The following is an 18,882-nucleotide window of genomic DNA, read 5'->3' on the forward strand; positions in this document are numbered from 1 at the left end:
AACAGTTGGATGGCAATGATGTTCTATTTTACGACAATTGGGGCGATCGCCCTCAACCGCTCTGGACACGAAGGTAAAGAAATCTTAAAAGAAGGGAGATTGAAGCCCATTTCAGGACAAAGTAGAAGCGATGGGGAGATTACCCGTTACCAAGGAAAAGCGCGATCGATGGTTGCGGACAGGACTCGATTATGGTTTTTGACTTCTTACCGAAATTACCGAAAGCGAATTTAGATGACCGAGAATATCAAGACTTGATCGAAGAGTGTTTGCTGAGAATTCCTCGCTATTGTCCGGAGTGGACGAATCATAATCCTAGCGATCCAGGCATTACGATGATTGAACTGTTTGCCTGGTTAACCCATCAAATGCTGCTGCGGTTTAATCAACTGCCTCGGCGCAATTATATTTTATTCTTAGAGTTGCTCGGTATTCGCTTAGAGCCGCCGAATCCGGCAACCACGGAAGTAACGTTTTATTTGGTGTCGGATTTGCCAGAGTCTTATACGATACCGGCAGGAATTGAAGTGGCGACGGAACGTAACCCCCGACTCGAACCCATTGTATTTAGTACCGATCGCCCCCTAACCATCGGTAATCCCCAAATTAACCATTTTCTGGGAGCCGAGCAAATTGAGGAAACGCCGCAAATTTTACGCGATCGCTTCACCAACCTCTGGAACCTCACCCCCACCGGGGAATGGTCAGGCCCGGAAGTGCCCGTTTTTAACGCCCAACCGCAACCGGGGAATTGTTTCTATCTGGTCTTCGATCCCCAAGAACCCTTAGACGGAAATGTAATTATCCTCACATTTAAGGGACAGGAAGCCACTCCCACCGGTATCGACCCCACCGACCCCCCGCGACGCTGGGAAGCCTGGAATGGTCAATACTGGCAGCCGGTACTGCTCGAAGAGTCCGACGACGAAACCCAAGGATTTAGCTTTGCCGATATTGCCCAACGGGGGGGGAATCCCTTGCAGGGTGTGGATATTACACTACATCTACCCTTAACATTCCCGGTAGCCCAATTTACCGCCTATCAAGGGCGATGGTTGCGCTGTGTCTATGCAACGCCGCGCCTGACTCAACCCGCTTACACGCGATCGCCGCAAGTTATTGGTATTGGAGTCAAAGCGATCGGTGGAACCACGGAAGCAACCCAATGCGAAACGATCGAAAATGACCTGCTTGGTAATAGCAATGGGGAACCGGGACAGATCTTCCAATTGCGGCGATCGCCCATTCTCGATCGCCAAGAAGACGAATATCTAATCGTTACGCCTCCAGGGGAAACAGCTCAACGGTGGCAAGAAGTGACCGATTTTTCTCAGTCGAGTCCTAGCGATCGCCATTATCTCATTGACTCCCTCACCGGTACGCTCCAGTTTGGCCCCCTGATCCGGGAACCCGCCCAACTCAAACAAGCCAAAGATATCCGCGCCATTCTGCAACGGGGACAGGATCGCCCCCCGATCCAACCTCCGAGCATGGAACACCAATATGGAGCCATTCCCCCCAGGGGGGCAACGGTGGAAATGAGCCGCTATCGGACGGGGGGAGGTCTGCGGGGGAATGTGGAACCGCGCAGCCTGAATACCCTGAAATCTGCGGTTCCCTATGTAGCGAATGTGGTCAACCTGATCCCCGCTCGCCATGGAACGGAAGCGGAAACCATTGAACAAGCAGCCATGCGCGTGCCGCAAATGTTGCGAACTCGCGATCGCGCCGTGACTCCAGAAGACTTTGAATCTTTGACCATTTTAGGCTCAGATGGGGCGATCGCCCGTGCCACCTGTTTACCCACCAACCCCACAAAACCCGGAACAGTACAGCTCTTGGTGGTTCCCGACAGCAACCGACAGGCGATCGAACAGGGGGTCGGCATTGCTCCCGAACAGTTCCGCCTCCATCCTCCCCTCTACCGCAAACTGATGGCCTACCTAGATGAGAGGCGCTTACTCGGTGTACAGGTCGAACTTTTAGAACCCAACTATGTGGGAATCTCCGTACAAACCGAAGTCGCCCTAGACCCCACCTATCGTACCCCAGAAGCGCAAACCGAGGTACTCCATGCCCTGAATGTCACCCTGTATCGCTTCTTTAACCCCCTCACAGGTGGCCCAGGGGGGAACGGCTGGCCCCTGGGTCAACCGGCTTATATTTCCGATGCGATCGCCCTGTTGCAACAAGTGCCTGGTATTCGCCGTTTAGGAGCCGTGCAACTGTTTGAACTGCGTCTATCCACTGCCGGCCAATGGATTAGAAGCCAACCCGTCCCCCTCGTTGACCCCGGCCCCACGGGTCTCATTTGTTCCTGGGCCGATCCCAATCTGCGATCGAATCACATGATTAACATCATCAATTAAATGGGTCTAGTCCTATTCAGTAATACCTTACCTATCACCCTTGGGATTGATGGCTCAAACAGTCCACTGCTTCGGACATTTCTACTTGTTCAAATTGGGTATAAAACCGACTCACACTTAAAAAGGGGTCGGGGGTGGCTAAAATAATCATGCGATCGCACAAAGTCCCTAACTGTTGCTCTAAGCCAACGGGGGCAACAGGGGTGGCCACCCAAACTTGGGCAGGACAACGGGCACGAGCCGCTAAAATAGCTACTGCCATGGTCATGCCAGTAGCAATGCCATCATCGACTAAAAGTGCGATCGCCCCTTGTGGCTCAACTCTAGGACAGTAGGGAGCTAAGATGGCTAACTGTTCTTGGGCCCGTTGCTGGGCAACCGCTTGACGGCTTTGCCAGGTTTTCCCGGAACCTTCTGCCTGGGAGAGGGCAGACCAAACCACCTGGCCACAGGCAGTTACTGCACCTACCGCTAATTCTTGGTTTTGGGCGCTGGTAATTTTTTTAGCGACAATCACATCTAAAGGACAGCGAAGCGCCTCGGCAATCGGTTGGGCTACCGGTAGTCCTCCCCTAGGAAGAGCATAAACAATTACCCGCCCAGAGTGAGTGAGGTTGGCTTGCCACTGTTCAATTTCGGGTTTAAGGGCGATCGCCAATTGTTCGCCTGCATCTTGGCGATCGCGAAACGGTAGGATGATGTTGCTCATTTGCACAAATTGCCCAACTGGTTTGGGTAGTATGGACGATTGGCATAATCTTCAATGATCGATTACTCTATTATCCATAAATCTCAAAACAAACTCTCTCACCTTGATTCATTGTAGTGGTAAATTATTAGTCATTCATGGTAGCCGAGACCCTCGCACCCATCAGGGACTGCTAGACTTAGCTCAACAGGTGCGTATGGGTTTAGGGTTACAACAGAGCTATGGCAATTCAGTAGAAACAGCCACTCTGGAATTGGGAGAATATACTTTATCTGAACAAATTCAACAGTTTGGCGATCGCCTCTTGCGTCAAAATATCACTCATCTGCAAATCATTCCCCTGTTTCTACTACCGGGAATGCATGTGATGGAAGATATTCCTGCTCAAGTCCAGGAAGCACAAAGCATCATCGGTGAAGAGCTGCATATAGAAATCTGCCCCTATTTGGGTAGCTATCCCCAACTGCAAAACGGCTTAATAGAGGAGATCGAGATCGGCGATCGAGAAGTTTGGATTATCATAGCCCATGGGAGTCGCCGGCCCGGTGGCAATAAACCGGTAGAAACCCTCGCCCATCAACTGGGGATGCTCGATGCCTATTGGTTAGTGATGCCATCTTTGGATTGGAGAATCGACCAATTAATGGATTTAGGATATCGTCGGATTGGGGTGTTGCCCTATTTCCTGTTTCCTGGCTATATTACTGATGCGATCTCCAAAACTCTAGCAGCCAAACAAGCAGCTTATCCTCAATTGGACTATACCCTGCTCCCTACCCTGAATCACAATCCCCATTTAGCGCAAATGGTACTGGATTTAACAGTATTTTCAAAAGCTTCCACTTTAATCTAAAGTCTACATCACTGCTCTCAATCCCTATGACCCTTTCCTCCTCTCCCATCGGTAAAGTCTATCTTGTCGGTGCTGGGCCTGGCGATCCTGGCTTAATGACCCTCAAAGGGAAAGATCTGCTTCAGATGGCTGATGTGGTGGTCTATGATGCCTTGGTGAGTCCTCCCATTTTGGAGATGATTAACCCAAAGGCGAAAAAAATTCATGGGGGAAAACGACGGGGAAGACATTCTCTGGAGCAGAATGAGATTACCCAAACTTTAATTGAGGAAGCTCAAACTCAGGCGATTGTGGTGCGTCTGAAGGGGGGCGATCCTTTTATCTTTGGGCGCGGTGGGGAAGAAATGGGGGATCTGATGGCTGCGGGAATTCCGGTAGAAGTTGTGCCGGGGATTACTTCTGGTATTGCTGCTCCAGCCTATGCAGATATTCCCTTAACTCATCGGGGTTATAGTTCTTCAGTGACTTTTGTGACGGGTCATGAGTCCGTGGGCAAATATCGACCGCAAGTGAATTGGCAGGCGATCGCCGCAGGTTCAGAAACGATCGTCATTTACATGGGTATTCACAATTTATCCCAGATTATTCCCCAACTGCTGGAAGCCCAGTTATCGCCCCAAACCCCCATCTCCCTGATTCGTTGGGGGACTTGTCCGCAACAAGAAACTCTAGTGGCGACTTTAGAAACGGCGATCGAGCAAGTGGAAGCAACGGGATTTACTGCACCGGCGATCGCGGTTATTGGCAATGTGGTTAATTTAGCCGATCGAAGATTGGGTTAGCGATCGCTCTTCTCGCTGTATCTGATTTCTACCCAATGGTTTGTACATGGGGATAGCTGAGAATTTTGCGATCGCAAGTAACCAAAGGGATATTATATCTGCGGGCGATCGCCACTAAGATTCTGTCTGCGGGATCTTTATGGAAGTTGTCGGGTAAAGAGGTACTGGCGATCGCATCTAGAGGAGAGAGCGGTTCAATCACCACGCCACTCTGACGAGAGGCTAAGGTATACCATTGATCGATAGGCAAGGGTAAAACTAATTTACCCATACTCGATTTAACGGCTATTTCCCAAACGGAAATTGCTGATACTAGCAGGCCATTTTGGGGTTCTTCGGTATCATCGGAAAAGATCCCCCTTTCATGTCCGCTTGCGGAAAATCCCCCTTAAAAAGGGGGACTTTTACTGCCCCCCTTTTTAAGGGGGGTTGGGGGGATCGAAATGTACCGCATAGCAGCGAAAATTGCTGTAATTGGCTCGGATCGTGGAGTAACCATAACCAAATATGGGTATCGAGTACAATCATTCTCCTAAAGCATCCCAAAGTTCAGACATGGGTTCATCAAATGTATCCGAAATGGTAATCGGCATTCCTCGTAGGGGATAGTTCTTCGCTGATGTAGCTGATGATTGATAAGGAACAATCCGAGCAACGGGTAAACCGCGATTGGTGAGGATAACTTCCGATTGGGTGATGTTCATTTCTTCAATAATTGCAGCAAGTTTTATATCGCTTTCTTGGAGATTGATATATTTCATCAGATTAGCCTTGTAGGATTTTAATCTCCTTTAATTATATGAGAAGTCGAGTTGCGTTAACGCTGTTTGCATCGTCATTGATATCATCAGCTAAACCGGCGAATTCTCAGACTCAGTAAAATCACGGGTAAAATCCCCACCAGCACCAGAGCCAAAGCGGGGCCGGCAGCTTCCGCGAGGCGTTCATCGGAAGCGAGTTGATAGGTGCGGATGGCGAGGGTGTCGAAGTTAAAGGGACGGATAATTAAGGTTGCGGGTAATTCCTTCATCACATCCACAAATACCAGGAGCGCCGCCGTTAATAGGCTACCGCGCATCAGGGGGACGTGGATGCGCCAGAGGGTCTGAGTGACTCCGTAGCCGAGGCTGCGGGAGGCATGGTCTAAATTGGGGGTAATTTTGCCCAGACTGGACTCTACAGTTCCAAAAGCGACCGCTAAGAAGCGCACCAAGTAGGCGAAAATGAGGGCAAAAACTGTACCACTGAGGAGCAGACCGGTAGAGATGCCGAAGGTGGCTTGCATCCAGGCATCGACGGTATTATCAAAGATTCCTAGGGGGATGAGAATACCGACGGCAATCACGGAGCCGGGGATGGCGTATCCCATGGAGGAGAGTCGAGCGGCGCTGTTCATGGCAACGGTGGGGTTTAAGCGCACTCCATAGGCGATCGCTACTGCTAAAATGACTCCCAAGAGCGCAGTCATGCCAGCCAGAATCAGGCTATTCTGGGCATATTCCCAAAATCGACCTTGCAGGGTGTCCGGGTTAGCGATCGCCATTTGCAGCAGCAGTCCAGCCGGGAGTAAAAAACCACAGCCAATGGGAACCATACAGGCGATCGCCGCCAAACTTCCCCGTGTTCCGGTTAACCGGTAGGGTTGAATGGCTCGGAAGCGATCGCCACTTTGGTAATATTTGGCTTGCTGACGAGACCAACGCTCTAGGACAATCAGCGCGAAAACAAACAGCAATAAGACTGAGGAGAGCTGGGAGGCGGCTGCATGTTCCCCCATGCCAAACCAGACGCGATAGATACCCGTGGTAAACGTATCTACACCGAAATATTGCACCGTACCAAAATCGCTCAACGTCTCCATCAGAGCCAACGACAACCCCGCCATAATTGCCGGTCGAGCCAGGGGGAGCTCCACTTTGCCGAAACTTTTCCAGGGAGTGCAACCCAGGGAGCGGCTGGCTTCTAGGGTACAGGTGGCTTGTTCTAGGAAGGCAACCCTAGTTAATAAATAAACATAGGGATAGAGAACCAAACTCAGGAGAATGATAGCCCCAAGGAGCGATCGCACGGGAGGAAACCAATAATCTTGCACCGTTTCCCAGCCAAACAGACTCCGCAGCGTCGTTTGCACCGGGCCATAATATTCCAGAAACTCCGTATAGGTGTAAGCTAAAACATAGGCAGGCACAGCTAAGGGGAGCAACAACGCCCACTCAAACCAGCGCTTTCCCCAAAACTCGCACATCGTCACCAACCAAGCGCATCCCACACCGATCAATAATACCCCTGTGCCCACACCCACCATTAAAGCCAAGGAGTTCAAAAGATAGCGAGGTAACACCGTTTCCATCAGGTGAAACCAGATCTCTTTGGTGTTCGTGAAACTACTGGCAACCACACAGAGAATGGGAGTTGCAATTAACAGGGCAATCAGTATGACGGCGATCGTCCATCCTTTAGAAAACCAGATCATAATCAATGTTAATAAGGTTAACCATATTTGTATTACCTTCTATCACGAATCATTTGGGTAATGACCGACTTGAGCAAAGGCAATGCATCAGAAATCGTTTCCCAAACCACTTGAACATCAACCTTCCAATACTCATGTACTAAAATATCGCGCATACCAGATACAGAACGCCAAGGAATTTCTGCATATTGATCTCGCAAGGGTTCCGGAATCTTTTTTGTTGCTTCGCCAATGATTTCTAGTAACTTCACCACTGCCAAAACTTTTTCGCGGTTTTGAGCAAATTGCTCCAAACTTAATCCCTGCACAAAACCTTCAATTTCATCAATGGCTTCTAAAATATCTTGTAAAAAATCAGTTAAATCCCGTTGAGTCATATCTCAATCGCCTCTGCCCAAACCCTTTCCTGAATCCTCGGTTTCAACCCTCCATCGGTTACCACATCAACTGGCATCTCCAGTACCTCACTCAAATAATATCGCAATTCTACCAACATCCAAAGAGTGGGCGCTCTCTCATAGCCAATTAAAATATCAACATCACTGTCCTCCGTTTGCTCGCCACGTGCATAAGAACCAAAAACTCGCATTTCTGTCACTCGAAACTGTTGGCGTACTAATTCCTGATGTTCCTGCAAAATACATTTAATCTCCTCTAGAGTTTTCATAATTTTAAATAATAACTTCACTCTTCTAACCACAAGTGGTCTGCCCATTTTCAGGAAGGTTAACCATGTTCGTATTCAAACCTCATCGGGGTTAATACCATTTTCCAGAAGCAAACGTCGAAAACGTTCAGCCTGTTGTTGTTGCTCTTCAGCTCGCTGTTGTTGCTCTTCAGCCCGTTGTCGCTCCTGTTCAGCCCGTTGTCGTTCCTGTTCAGCCCGTTGTCGCTCCTGTTCAGCCCGTTGTCGTTCCCGTTCTTCTGGCGTAGGAATCCAGTTGCCCGAAGCATCATAAAATCGTAACCAGAGGCGATCGATCTTTTGATACGAGCCTTGCCATAATCCTAAACCGATTCCCAGGTGTGGTAACCATAAGCGATTATCCGGTACTTGTAACTCTTGATAGCGCCCCCCTTGGTGATGAAAGGCTCGGAAAGCAGTATTATCGAGATCGTAAACCACATAATAGGGCACTTGCAGAATTTCTTCATACACTTGCCATTTGGTTGGAGGTTTATCTGGTTCAGGCTCAGTTTCTCCCAAGTCCTCTTTTTGGGTACTTGCAGAGAGTAGTTCTACGACAATAAAAGGATTAACGCCTTCTTGCCAGATCACATAACTAAGCCGCAAACCCTGTTCTTCCTCAAAGTAGGGGACTCCCACGACTCCAAACCAGTCGGGACGCTTGTATCGCCGCGTATTATTCGGGTCATAATAGATATTGAGATCCATTGCCGCAAGTACCTGTTCAGAGGGATACGTGGCCGGTTGAAAGGTTAAGCGCAAAAATTCAGATTGTAGGGGATGGAATAGATCGGGCAAACCGGACTCTCCTACTTCTTCACTGGGTAAATCATACATTGTTGGTAGGGTAGTTTGCTGCTTTTGAGAAAGGTTAACCATATTCGTATCACCTGATTAAGAACTGCAATAATTGTTAATTGTTAATTGTTAATTGTTCATTATAAAGTCGATCGCCTTGAATCAAAGTATGGACTTGCCAATCGGTTGAAGGTTGGGAGTAATCACTGCGATAATGACCGCCTCGACTTTCGGTACGAAAGGCGGCACTTTTGAGAATCCAATAGCCGATATCGAGTAAATTTAGGGTTTCTGCTGCTAATTTTAATTGAGTTGCTGCTTGTTCAGAGGTCAATTTTAGGTTGTCATTGGGGGATAAATTCTGCAAATATTGACCGATCGCACTTTCAGCCACCTCAGAGCGCCAAGCACTCACTGTCCCTATCCCTTCCTCTAGTATGGACTGTTGGCGAGAAATGCCCGCACTGTGCCACATGAGGGCGGGTAATTGTTGGCGAATGGAGGAAATAAACAGTTGATCCTCATCCCAATCTACCGTTTCTTTTCTCCCAGCAAGAAGGGGAGCCTCAGCAAGCGGTTTGAGCGCTAATTTTTCTAACTCGGCGGCAAATACGATACATTCTAATAGGGAGTTACTCGCTAAACGATTGGCTCCATGGACTCCGGTACTCGCCGTTTCCCCGATCGCATATAATCCCGGTATAGAAGTTTTCGCCATCAAATCGACCGCTACCCCTCCCATCCAATAATGGGCGGCTGGGGCAACTGGGATCGGTTCTTGAAAGACATCAATGCCCCATTGCTGACACTTCTGGATGATATTGGGAAAACGATAGCGTACTTTTTCTGGGGCGATCGCCCGCAAATCCAGATAAACATTCGCTCTGACGGGATCGGGGGCTGTTTTCTCCAAATGATTAAAAATCGCCCGACTGACCACATCACGGGGCGCTAACTCCCCTCTGGGGTCATAATCAAAAGCAAACCTGCGTCCCTCTTTATCCACCAAATAAGCCCCTTCTCCCCGCACCGCTTCACTAATCAGAAAATGGGGCGCTCCTTGTTTGCTCAGAGCTGTAGGATGGAATTGCACAAACTCTAAATCCCTGATCGCTGCACCTGCACGCCATGCTAGAGCCACTCCATCCCCCGTACTGACTAGGGGGTTCGTAGTTTGGGCAAAGATTTGTCCGCCGCCTCCGGTAGCTAAAATTACCGCATTAGCTCTGAGCCAGATAATCTGATTGTTCCACAATAAACTAATTCCTTGAATCGTAGCGCCCGGTGCATCTTGCCATAAACTGAGGGCAAAGGCTTGGGAGAGAACCTGAATATTCGGTCGTTCCGAGACTCTAGCGGTGAGAATATCAATAATAGCGCGGCCGGTCGTATCTTGGGAATGGAGAACCCTGGAGCGAGAATGGGCCGCTTCTAGGGTAGTGGCCAGTTTATTATTCTTGCGGTCAAAAGCAACACCGAGTTCCAGTAAAGAGTTAATCGCCTGGGGAGCATGGTTCACTAAAAATTCTACCGCTTGGCGATCGCACAAACCCGCCCCTGCATTTAAAGTATCTTCCCGATGCAAGTCTGGTGAATCATCCTCAGCGATTGCCGCCGCAATTCCCCCTTGGGCCCATTTACTCGAACCCGTGCGAAGTTTATCTTTCGTCACCAGCAAAATCCGATAGTGTGCGGGTAAACAGAGAGTGGCATAGAGTCCCGCAGCTCCGGAACCCACCACAATCACATCAAAGGTTCTAGAGGGGATAGGCGGTTTTGAATGGGGGCTGTTCAATCGTTTCTCCCAGAGTAAACAGGTTTGGTTTCCTATTCTATCCCCTTGCCACCCCATTGCCCGGTGATATCAAGTCCGGATAAAGGGTGAAGAAGCGGGCAAGATGCCCGCACTCCTTTAATCCCTTGATATTACTGGAGTGGGAGCGTCTCGCTCCCTAATTTTTTAATCATGGTATTTCCGCTTCGCGGACATGAACAATCGGACTTGATATGAAGTGAGAACAACTCAACCCTGAAATCAAAAACCCGGTTGCCAGAGCAACCGGGATTGAAACTAGAAGCTATTCAATACAGGAGACAAGGGAACTTTAGTAATCGAAATCACCACCCATACCTGCGCCCGCAGGAGCATTATCCTTGGGTTCAGGCTTATCAACCACAATACACTCGGTGGTTAACACCATACCGGCGATTGAAGCGGCGTTTTGCAGAGCCGAGCGAGTCACCTTAGCAGGGTCAACAATACCAGCTTCAAACAGATCCACAAAGGTGTTATCGGAAGCATTGTAGCCCACGTTGAAGTCTTTCTCTTTCACCCGTTCAGCAATCACTGCACCATTTTGACCGGCATTTTCAGCAATCCGCATCAGAGGAGCAACCAGAGCTTTACCGACGATTAACGCACCCGTGAGTTCTTCATTGCTCAGGTTAGCGTTAGCCCATTCTTCTAAGCCAGGGGCGAGGTGAGCCAGGGTTGTACCACCACCGGGAACGATGCCTTCTTCAACGGCTGCTTTAGTGGCGTTGATGGCATCTTCGAGGCGCAGTTTGCGGTCTTTCATTTCGGTTTCGGTTGCCGCACCTACTTTGATGACAGCTACACCACCAGCCAGTTTAGCCAGCCGCTCTTGCAGTTTTTCCTTGTCATAGGAAGAGTCGCTCTCATCCATTTGACGGCGGATTTGTTCGCAACGGGCTTTCACTTCTTTTTCGTTGCCTTCAGCGACAATGGTGGTGTTGTCTTTGGTGAGGGTGATGCGACGGGCTTTACCGAGTTGGTCGATTTTGGCGCTGTCGATTTTCAGACCCGCATCTTCCGTGATCACTTGACCGCCGGTGAGTACAGCAATATCTTCGAGCATGGCTTTACGGCGATCGCCAAAACCAGGCGCTTTAACCGCAGCCACATTCAGCACACCGCGCAGACGGTTAACCACGAGAGTTGCTAGGGCTTCTTTCTCGATATCTTCAGCAATAATTAAGAGGGGTTTGCCCGCACGAGCCACTTGCTCTAGAACCGGTACGAGGTCTTGAACTAGGGTGATTTTCTTATCGGTGAGCAGGATGTAAGGCTCATCAAGAATGGCTTCCATGCGCTCCGTATCGGTAGCAAAGTAGGGAGAAATATAGCCCTTATCGAAGCGCATCCCTTCGGTGATTTCCAGTTCGGTGGTCATAGATTTCCCTTCTTCCAAGGAAATGACCCCTTCTTTACCCACCTTATCCATGGCTTCAGCAATCATGCTGCCCACTTCTTCGTCATTACCGGCAGAGATCGAGCCAACTTGGGCGATCGCCTTCGAGTCTTCGATTTGACGGGCCTGACCCGCAATTTTATCGACTAAGAAACCGGTAGCCTTATCAATACCGCGCTTCAGAGCAATGGGGTTAGCACCAGCCGCCACATTACGCAGACCCGCTTTGACCATAGCATGGGCCAATACAGTCGCCGTGGTGGTTCCATCACCAGCAGCATCATTCGTCTTAGAAGCCGCTTGACGAATCAGGGAAACTCCCGTATTTTCCACATGGTCTTCGAGTTCGATTTCTTTAGCAATCGTCACCCCATCATTCACGATTTGGGGAGCGCCAAACTTCTTCTCTAGAACCACATTCCGACCTTTGGGCCCCAGGGTAACCGCAACGGCTTCAGCCAGGGTATCCATTCCTTTTTCCAGAGCGCGACGAGCGTTTTCGTTATAAATGATGCGTTTTGCCATAGTCTTCTGAGTCCTTGTATCGTGTATTTCAGAGATGGATAGGTTATGTAGAGAGTAATTAGAGCTAAGTGGGTTAGCTTACTACAGCAAGGATGTCTTTTTCAGACAACAGAACATAGTCCTCACTACCGAGCTTGATGTCGGTTCCAGCATATTTGGAGTAGAGAACCTTATCGCCAACTTTAACTTCTGGCTCTTGACGGGAACCGTCTTCGTTGCGTTTGCCTGGGCCAACTTGGACAATTTTTCCTACTTGGGGTTTCTCTTTGGCGTTATCAGGCAGAATGATGCCACCAGCAGTTTTTTCTTCAGCTTCGCTGATTTTAACAAAGACGCGATCGCCAAGGGGTTTAACTGTAGAAACACTCAGGGATACTGCTGCCATAGGAAAATTTTCTCCGATTTGACTGTAAAAAGTTAATAGGGTTGAAGGAATTGATGTGCTGTGTCAGTCATTAGCACTCTCAACTCCTGAGTGCTAATGTAATCCGACTCCAGCAACCATTGCAACAGGGACAACAGTACGGGTTACCGTACCCTGGGGGGTGGGGGGATGGGGAGATGGGGGAAACTCATTACCCATTACTCAACAAGTCTATTGTGGGGTGAACATCCCGTGATAATCTGAAAGATGACATTCTTAAACTTAGAACCTTTAAGAATTACCAGCGACTGTCCCCAGTCATATTCTTAAGCAGCAATCACAATTAGGCGAAGATATGGTAGCCACATCAGAGAAAACCAACGTCGGTAAAATTGTTCAAATCATTGGCCCGGTTATTGATGCAGAATTTCCTAGTGGTAAACTGCCCCAGGTCTATAATGCAATCCGAGTAGTCAAAAAAAACGCAGATGGACAAGAATATTCTGTCACCTGCGAAGTGCAACAACTCCTCGGTGGGAACCAAGTCCGCGCTGTTGCCATGAGCGCTACAGATGGACTCACACGAGGCATGGATATTGTTGACTTGGGTGCGCCCATTAGCGTCCCCGTAGGAAATGTCACTCTAGGACGCATCTTCAATGTCCTGGGTGAGCCAGTGGATGAAAAAGGCCCCGTTGCCAGCGAAGAAAGCTCTCCCATTCACCGGGAAGCGCCTAAACTAACTGAACTGGAAACCAAACCTTCTATCTTTGAAACGGGTATTAAGGTAGTAGACCTGCTCGCTCCCTATCGTCGGGGCGGTAAAATCGGTCTGTTTGGTGGAGCCGGTGTAGGCAAAACCGTTATTATCATGGAGCTGATTAACAATATTGCTAAAGCCCATGGGGGTGTATCCGTATTCGGTGGCGTGGGTGAGCGCACCCGTGAAGGAAATGACCTCTACAATGAAATGGTTGAATCTGGGGTAATTAATGCTGAAAACCTGGGCGAGTCTAAAGTGGCTCTGGTTTATGGTCAGATGAATGAACCCCCCGGAGCCAGAATGCGGGTTGGTCTGTCTGCTCTAACGATGGCGGAATATTTCCGGGATGTGAGTAAACAAGACGTACTGCTGTTCATCGATAATATTTTCCGGTTTGTACAAGCGGGTTCTGAAGTATCAGCGCTGCTGGGTCGGATGCCTTCTGCGGTAGGATATCAGCCCACCTTGGGTACGGAAATGGGTGAACTGCAAGAGCGGATTACTTCCACCCGTGAAGGTTCGATTACTTCGATTCAAGCGGTTTATGTGCCTGCGGATGACTTGACTGACCCCGCTCCGGCGACGACGTTTGCTCACTTGGACGCAACTACGGTATTGTCTCGTGGTTTGGCTTCTAAGGGCATTTATCCGGCGGTCGATCCTCTGGGATCTACTTCGACGATGTTGCAACCGAGCGTTGTAGGTGGAGACCACTATCAGACGGCTCGTGCAGTGCAATCTACGCTGCAACGGTATAAAGAGCTGCAAGATATTATTGCCATTCTGGGTCTAGATGAGTTGTCTGAAGATGACCGTCTGACGGTGGCTCGCGCTCGTAAGATTGAGCGGTTCTTGTCTCAACCCTTCTTTGTGGCTGAGGTATTCACGGGTTCTCCGGGTCAGTATGTGAAGCTTGATGACACCATCAAAGGCTTCAAGATGATTCTGTCTGGAGAGTTAGATCATCTGCCTGAGCAGGCCTTCTATATGGTGGGCGATATTAGCCAGGTGATTGCTAAAGGTGAAAAATTAGCGGCTAAGGGTTAATCCAACCTAAATTACAGCCTTTGGCGCTCTGATGAGGTACATCCAAGATCCCCCCTTGCCCCCCTTAAAAAGGGGGGAATTAAAGAAAGTCCCCCTTGTTAGGAGAGGGGAACCCAGAAAGTCCCCCTTTCTAAGAGGGGGGAACCCAAAAAGTCCCCCTTTCTAAGGGGGGGGAACCCAGAAAGTCCCCCTTTCTAAGGGGGGGGAACCCAAAAAGTCCCCCTTTCTAAGGGGGGGGAACCCAAAAAGTCCCCCTTTCTAAGGGGGGGGAACCCAAAAAGTCCCCCTCTTTCTAAGGGGGGGGAACCCAAAAAGTCCCCCTCTTTCTAAGGGGGGGGAACCCAAAAAGTCCCCCTTTCTAAGGGGGATTTAGGGGGATCAAAATGCACCACAGGGCACAGAAAACGGCTATAAGGCTGGAAATGTTCACAAATTAAGTTCTCAATACTAGAATTTCAATCAACTCATGACTTTAAAAGTTCGTGTTATTGCTTCTAATAAAACCGTCTGGGATAGCGTGGCGGATGAGGTAATTTTACCGAGTACAACGGGACAACTGGGAATTCTCAGTGGTCACGCTCCCCTGTTATCTGCCCTCGATATTGGCGTAATGCAAGTGCGTCCCCAATCCCAGAAAGACTGGCTACCCATTGCTTTGATGGGGGGTTTTGCTGAGGTGGATGCTGATGAAGTCACTATCCTCGTGAATGGGGGAGAAGTGGGTACAAATATTAACAAAGAAGAGGCTGAAAAGGCTTATAAACAAGCGGAAGATCGCTTAGGAAAAGTCAGTGCCGATGACCGTGAGGAACAATTCAAGGCGACTCAAGCTTTAAAGCGAGCTAGGGCAAAGTTCCAAGCGGCTGGTGGTATGGTTCAACGTTAAAAACGGCCATCACGCCATATCTGATGGCCCGGATAGGCTAAACCCTCCTCTAGTTCTGAGGAGGGCTTTGTTGGGTGGCAAAATTGGGGCCACACGGAGATAGGGAGATAGTCTATTAGCTATTACCGATTACCTCATTATCAGTGCATTTCAACTGCTACCGGTGAAGACCACTTCAGGAAATTTGCCTTGGGCTTCTGACATGGGTCGTTTTTTCCCTTCTTCTTGCCAGTAGTTAATCACTTCAGTGGCTTGGTTAAGGAGTCCAACTCGGTCTGGGTCATCAATCCAGTGTTTGGCTTCGAGTTCGGCTTTAAGTTCTTCCCAAGCGTCGTTACGGGGCCAGAAAAAGTAGCGGGTAAGAGGGCTATTCCCTTTACCGACTACTTGATCGACTGCAATGGCAACGTTATCCTCTAACCAGAGGACTTTTAATTGAAATTTCGACAATCAAACCTCCAACATATAGATCCGTTCAACAGATGCGATCATTCATTTTACCGCACTTTGAGCCGTTCTGTTGAAGTGAGGGGAAGAGAAGGTTTATTTTTAGGAGGATGGAGTGATGGATCGGCAAGCGTTGGTGGTGTTTGATATTGATGGGGTGTTGCGAGATGTGGGTCAGTCCTACCGTCGGGCGATCGCCGATACAGTGGAGAAATTTACAGATAACCAATATCGTCCCACTTTAGCAGATATGGATGAGCTAAAGAGTGAGGGGATTTGGAATAATGATTGGGAGGCTTCCCAAGAGCTAGTCTATCGCTATTGGTTGAGCCAAGGGCGAGAGCGCGACAGTGTGGGACTCGATTATGAAGAACTGGTGGCGTTTTTCCAGTCGCGCTATCAAGGAACCGATCCAGAGCATTTTAATGGCTATATTACGACTGAACCCCTGTTGGTGACGGTTGAGTATTTGCAAGGGTTGACTGAACAGGGTATGGGATGGGGGTTTTTTAGTGGAGCAACGCGAGCAGAAGCGAAGTATGCTCTAGAGTATCGGTTGGGGTTGGCTGATTTGGCGCTGGTCGCAATGGAAGATGCGCCGGGGAAACCCGATCCGACGGGGTTATTTCAGGTGATTGAGCAGTTAGATCCCAATCCGACGCTACCGGTGTTTTATGTGGGGGATACGGTGGCAGATATGAAGACGGTGGAGCGAGCTAGAGCAATACAACCGGAGCGGTTATGGGTGGCGATTGGGATTTTACCGCCCCATGTGCAAGAGACTCCAGAAGGGAGCCAGAGCTATGCCAAACGGTTGCAAGGTGCAGGAGCGCAGAAGGTATTTAGGCATGTGGAAGATTTAACGGTGGCTGAGATCAGAGGGATGATTTAGGGAGAGGGATTCGGTTGTACCCTCTTCCCCCCATCTGGGGTTAAAGGCCAATCCTGTATTAATATCATTAGATGATGCAGTCAAGGGTCTTAAACCAATGAAAATCGGATCTCAATACTTGGGAAACAACCAGTGTGCATTTGGAGTTTGGGCCCCTCAACGCCAAGAAGTTGCTCTACACCTGGTCTCTCCCCAAGACCGACTCATACCCCTCTCACGAGATCAACAGGGATATTGGTCAGCCACTGTCAGTGATGTACAACCCGGAAGCCTCTACTTTTATCAACTTGACACCACCTTAGACCGTCCTGACCCCGCTTCTTCCCTACAACCGAACGGGGTTCATGATGCGTCGCAAGTGGTGGATCATCAAGCTTTTGTCTGGCAAGATCGAGATTGGAAAGGCCTGCCCTTAGAGCAATATGTGATTTACGAGCTGCATGTGGGCACGTTTACAACTGAAGGAACTTTTACTGCCCTTATTGACCGACTCCCCGATTTACTCGATTTAGGCATTAACGCCATTGAAATTATGCCCGTTGCCGCATTTCCGGGTACTCGCAACTGGGGCTATGATGGGGTTTATCTCTATGGGGTGCAAGCCTCCTATGGGGGGCCGGATGGTCTGAAAGCTTTAGTCAATGCTTGTCACCAAGCGGGAATTGCGGTCATTCTTGATGTGGTGTATAACCATTTTGGCCCGGAGGGGAACTATCTTTGGGATTATGGCCCCTATTTTACGGGTAAATATCGCACGCCTTGGGGGGATGCGGTCAATTATGATGATGCTCACAGCGACCAAGTTCGCAATTTCTTTATTCAAAATACGCTCTATTGGCTAGAGGAGTATCATATTGATGCTCTGCGTTTAGATGCGGTTCATGCCATTTATGATTTTAGTGCCCAACCTTTTCTGCAACAGTTGGGTGCAGCCGTGGAAGAGCTGGATGGACGGTTGGGATATACCCATTATTTGATTGCTGAAAGTGATTTAAATGATGTGCGAGTTCTTCAGTCTAGGGAGACGGGAGGATGGGGTCATCATAGTCAATGGTGTGATGATTTTCACCATGCTCTGCATACCCTGTTAACGGGGGAAACTTCGGGATATTATCAGGATTTTGGTCAGGTGAGCCACTTGGCGAAGGCTTATCGGGAGGGTTATGTGTATTCGGGTGAGTATTCGGTTCATCGTCAGCGCTCCCATGGGAATTCGTCTAAAGGGTTCTCTGGGGAGTGTTTTGTGGTCTGTATCCAAAATCATGACCAGGTGGGAAATCGATTAGCGGGCGATCGCCTCTCTACCTTAGTCGGATTCGACCAGCTAAAATTAGCCTCAGCGGCCGTTTTGCTCTCTCCCTTTGTTCCCATGCTCTTTATGGGTGAAGAATACGGAGAAACCGCGCCTTTTCAGTATTTTGTCAGCCATGGTGACCCCAACTTAGTCGAAGGAGTGCGGAAGGGGAGAGCTGAAGAATTTAAGTCCTTTGGCTGGCAAAAAGAAGTGCCCGATCCCCAAAGTGTGGCCGTATTTGAGCAATCTACCTTAAACTGGGAATTAGGCAAGCAAGGAAATCATCAAATTCTGCGATCGCTCTACAAAACCCTCATTCAACTTCGCAAAACTCACCCCGCTTTAGCTTCCCTAAAAAAAGAGCATACCGAAGTCCTTAATCCCACCGATACCCCCATCATTATTCTCCATCGTCAGGTCAACGCTTCCTCTCTCTATGCTTGTCTAAACTTCAACAGCGATCCCGTTACTTTTACCCCCTCCCTTCCTCCTGGAATTTGGACGAACATCCTGGATTCTGCCGATCCAAAATGGAGCGGTTCCGGACAAACCAACCCCCAACAACTCAGCACAGGTAAACCCATCACCCTCTCTAGTTGGGGATTCGTCTTGTATAGTCAATCCTAGGCTTAAACTGCATCATATCAAGTCCGGTTTCCGCAAGCGGACATGAAAATTTGTTAAGAAGCGGGCAAGATGCCCGCACTCCTCGAATTCTTTGATATGACTGGAGTGGGAGCATCTTGCTCCCTGGATTTTTAATTAGGGTATTTCCGCTTC

19 protein-coding genes are annotated in these 18,882 nt (G+C 49.0%); 8 read left to right on the top strand and 11 right to left on the bottom strand.

Annotated features, from left to right (window positions below):
• Nucleotides 1-9: 9 nt before the first annotated feature.
• Together PMG71_RS09310 and PMG71_RS09315 are read left to right on the top strand one after the other, a co-directional pair.
• Nucleotides 10-234 carry a hypothetical protein gene (locus tag PMG71_RS09310; protein WP_283753394.1) on the top strand — a complete coding sequence of 75 codons (225 nt, stop codon included), beginning with the start codon at nt 10-12 and terminating at the stop codon, nt 232-234.
• Nucleotides 192-2,369, top strand: coding sequence for a putative baseplate assembly protein (locus PMG71_RS09315; protein WP_283753395.1), 2,178 nt, complete (start codon nt 192-194; stop codon nt 2,367-2,369). Before PMG71_RS09310 ends, PMG71_RS09315 begins: the two co-directional genes overlap by 43 nt.
• A 34-nt stretch (nt 2,370-2,403) precedes the next feature.
• On the opposite strand, the gene PMG71_RS09320 is transcribed toward PMG71_RS09315, so the two are convergent.
• Complete coding sequence (locus PMG71_RS09320; RefSeq protein ID WP_283753396.1) at nt 2,404-3,078, bottom strand: phosphoribosyltransferase; 675 nt, start codon at nt 3,076-3,078, stop codon at nt 2,404-2,406.
• Between the two features lie 103 nt (nt 3,079-3,181).
• Between PMG71_RS09320 and PMG71_RS09325 the strand changes: the two genes are divergently transcribed.
• A complete protein-coding gene (locus PMG71_RS09325; RefSeq protein ID WP_283753397.1) occupies nt 3,182-3,931 on the top strand; it encodes a sirohydrochlorin chelatase in 750 nt (249 codons plus the stop codon).
• A gap of 26 nt (nt 3,932-3,957) precedes the next feature.
• Nucleotides 3,958-4,713 carry a uroporphyrinogen-III C-methyltransferase gene (cobA, locus tag PMG71_RS09330; RefSeq protein ID WP_283753398.1) on the top strand — a complete coding sequence of 252 codons (756 nt, stop codon included), beginning with the start codon at nt 3,958-3,960 and terminating at the stop codon, nt 4,711-4,713.
• Nucleotides 4,714-4,741: 28 nt separating this feature from the next.
• On the opposite strand, the gene PMG71_RS09335 is transcribed toward cobA, so the two are convergent.
• From PMG71_RS09335 to groES, 9 genes are all read right to left on the bottom strand, one after another.
• Entirely contained in the window at nt 4,742-5,068 is a 327-nt protein-coding gene (locus tag PMG71_RS09335) for a type II toxin-antitoxin system VapC family toxin (RefSeq protein WP_283753412.1), read from the bottom strand.
• Between the two features lie 169 nt (nt 5,069-5,237).
• The gene (locus PMG71_RS09340) at nt 5,238-5,474 is read right to left on the bottom strand and encodes a type II toxin-antitoxin system Phd/YefM family antitoxin (RefSeq protein WP_283753399.1); all 237 of its coding nucleotides are present in this window, start codon (nt 5,472-5,474) and stop codon (nt 5,238-5,240) included.
• A gap of 86 nt (nt 5,475-5,560) precedes the next feature.
• Nucleotides 5,561-7,186 (bottom strand): ABC transporter permease, encoded by a 1,626-nt coding sequence (locus PMG71_RS09345; protein WP_283753400.1) that lies wholly within the window; start codon nt 7,184-7,186, stop codon nt 5,561-5,563.
• 32 nt (nt 7,187-7,218) lie between these two features.
• The gene (locus PMG71_RS09350) at nt 7,219-7,563 is read right to left on the bottom strand and encodes a HepT-like ribonuclease domain-containing protein (protein ID WP_283753401.1); all 345 of its coding nucleotides are present in this window, start codon (nt 7,561-7,563) and stop codon (nt 7,219-7,221) included.
• Complete coding sequence (locus PMG71_RS09355; protein ID WP_283753402.1) at nt 7,560-7,853, bottom strand: nucleotidyltransferase family protein; 294 nt, start codon at nt 7,851-7,853, stop codon at nt 7,560-7,562. The genes PMG71_RS09350 and PMG71_RS09355 overlap by 4 nt, the downstream gene beginning before the upstream one ends.
• 75 nt (nt 7,854-7,928) lie before the next feature.
• Entirely contained in the window at nt 7,929-8,753 is an 825-nt protein-coding gene (locus PMG71_RS09360; protein WP_283753403.1) for a Uma2 family endonuclease, read from the bottom strand.
• A gap of 34 nt (nt 8,754-8,787) precedes the next feature.
• Nucleotides 8,788-10,524, bottom strand: coding sequence for an L-aspartate oxidase (nadB, locus tag PMG71_RS09365; RefSeq protein WP_430541003.1), 1,737 nt, complete (start codon nt 10,522-10,524; stop codon nt 8,788-8,790).
• Between the two features lie 253 nt (nt 10,525-10,777).
• Complete coding sequence (gene groL, locus PMG71_RS09370) at nt 10,778-12,409, bottom strand: chaperonin GroEL (RefSeq protein WP_283753405.1); 1,632 nt, start codon at nt 12,407-12,409, stop codon at nt 10,778-10,780.
• Nucleotides 12,410-12,482: 73 nt separating this feature from the next.
• Nucleotides 12,483-12,794 carry a co-chaperone GroES gene (gene groES / locus PMG71_RS09375; protein ID WP_283753406.1) on the bottom strand — a complete coding sequence of 104 codons (312 nt, stop codon included), beginning with the start codon at nt 12,792-12,794 and terminating at the stop codon, nt 12,483-12,485.
• A gap of 334 nt (nt 12,795-13,128) precedes the next feature.
• Between groES and atpD the strand changes: the two genes are divergently transcribed.
• Both atpD and atpC read left to right on the top strand, forming a co-directional pair.
• Nucleotides 13,129-14,583: a F0F1 ATP synthase subunit beta gene (gene atpD, locus PMG71_RS09380; protein WP_283753407.1), complete on the top strand. Its 1,455-nt coding sequence runs from the start codon at nt 13,129-13,131 to the stop codon at nt 14,581-14,583.
• Between the two features lie 466 nt (nt 14,584-15,049).
• Nucleotides 15,050-15,469, top strand: a complete 420-nt coding sequence (gene atpC / locus PMG71_RS09385; protein ID WP_283753408.1) for an ATP synthase F1 subunit epsilon — start codon at nt 15,050-15,052, stop codon at nt 15,467-15,469.
• Nucleotides 15,470-15,619: 150 nt separating this feature from the next.
• Here the strand turns inward: atpC and PMG71_RS09390 are convergent, their stop codons facing one another.
• On the bottom strand, nt 15,620-15,919 hold the full coding sequence (locus PMG71_RS09390; RefSeq protein WP_283753409.1) for a 30S ribosomal protein PSRP-3: 300 nt from the start codon (nt 15,917-15,919) through the stop codon (nt 15,620-15,622).
• A 115-nt stretch (nt 15,920-16,034) separates the two neighbouring features.
• Between PMG71_RS09390 and PMG71_RS09395 the strand changes: the two genes are divergently transcribed.
• Together PMG71_RS09395 and treZ are read left to right on the top strand one after the other, a co-directional pair.
• Nucleotides 16,035-16,808 carry a TIGR01548 family HAD-type hydrolase gene (locus tag PMG71_RS09395; RefSeq protein WP_283753410.1) on the top strand — a complete coding sequence of 258 codons (774 nt, stop codon included), beginning with the start codon at nt 16,035-16,037 and terminating at the stop codon, nt 16,806-16,808.
• A gap of 97 nt (nt 16,809-16,905) precedes the next feature.
• Nucleotides 16,906-18,729: a malto-oligosyltrehalose trehalohydrolase gene (gene treZ / locus PMG71_RS09400; protein ID WP_283753411.1), complete on the top strand. Its 1,824-nt coding sequence runs from the start codon at nt 16,906-16,908 to the stop codon at nt 18,727-18,729.
• Nucleotides 18,730-18,882 lie beyond the last annotated feature (153 nt).

Source organism: Roseofilum acuticapitatum BLCC-M154, from assembly GCF_030068475.1.
Taxonomy (GTDB): domain Bacteria; phylum Cyanobacteriota; class Cyanobacteriia; order Cyanobacteriales; family Desertifilaceae; genus Roseofilum; species Roseofilum acuticapitatum.

Excerpts from the sequence above, each read along its gene's own strand:
- PMG71_RS09310 (WP_283753394.1), top strand. The coding sequence starts at position 10 with ATGGCAATGATGTTCTATTTTACGACAATTGGGGCGATCGCCCTCAAC.
- PMG71_RS09315 (WP_283753395.1), top strand. The coding sequence starts at position 192 with ATGGTTTTTGACTTCTTACCGAAATTACCGAAAGCGAATTTAGATGAC.
- PMG71_RS09320 (WP_283753396.1), bottom strand. The coding sequence starts at position 3,078 with ATGAGCAACATCATCCTACCGTTTCGCGATCGCCAAGATGCAGGCGAA.
- cobA (WP_283753398.1), top strand. The coding sequence starts at position 3,958 with ATGACCCTTTCCTCCTCTCCCATCGGTAAAGTCTATCTTGTCGGTGCT.
- PMG71_RS09340 (WP_283753399.1), bottom strand. The coding sequence starts at position 5,474 with ATGAAATATATCAATCTCCAAGAAAGCGATATAAAACTTGCTGCAATT.
- PMG71_RS09345 (WP_283753400.1), bottom strand. The coding sequence starts at position 7,186 with ATGATCTGGTTTTCTAAAGGATGGACGATCGCCGTCATACTGATTGCC.
- PMG71_RS09350 (WP_283753401.1), bottom strand. The coding sequence starts at position 7,563 with ATGACTCAACGGGATTTAACTGATTTTTTACAAGATATTTTAGAAGCC.
- PMG71_RS09355 (WP_283753402.1), bottom strand. The coding sequence starts at position 7,853 with ATGAAAACTCTAGAGGAGATTAAATGTATTTTGCAGGAACATCAGGAA.
- PMG71_RS09360 (WP_283753403.1), bottom strand. The coding sequence starts at position 8,753 with ATGGTTAACCTTTCTCAAAAGCAGCAAACTACCCTACCAACAATGTAT.
- nadB (WP_430541003.1), bottom strand. The coding sequence starts at position 10,524 with ATGGGGTGGCAAGGGGATAGAATAGGAAACCAAACCTGTTTACTCTGG.
- groL (WP_283753405.1), bottom strand. The coding sequence starts at position 12,409 with ATGGCAAAACGCATCATTTATAACGAAAACGCTCGTCGCGCTCTGGAA.
- groES (WP_283753406.1), bottom strand. The coding sequence starts at position 12,794 with ATGGCAGCAGTATCCCTGAGTGTTTCTACAGTTAAACCCCTTGGCGAT.
- atpD (WP_283753407.1), top strand. The coding sequence starts at position 13,129 with ATGGTAGCCACATCAGAGAAAACCAACGTCGGTAAAATTGTTCAAATC.
- atpC (WP_283753408.1), top strand. The coding sequence starts at position 15,050 with ATGACTTTAAAAGTTCGTGTTATTGCTTCTAATAAAACCGTCTGGGAT.
- PMG71_RS09395 (WP_283753410.1), top strand. The coding sequence starts at position 16,035 with ATGGATCGGCAAGCGTTGGTGGTGTTTGATATTGATGGGGTGTTGCGA.
- treZ (WP_283753411.1), top strand. The coding sequence starts at position 16,906 with ATGAAAATCGGATCTCAATACTTGGGAAACAACCAGTGTGCATTTGGA.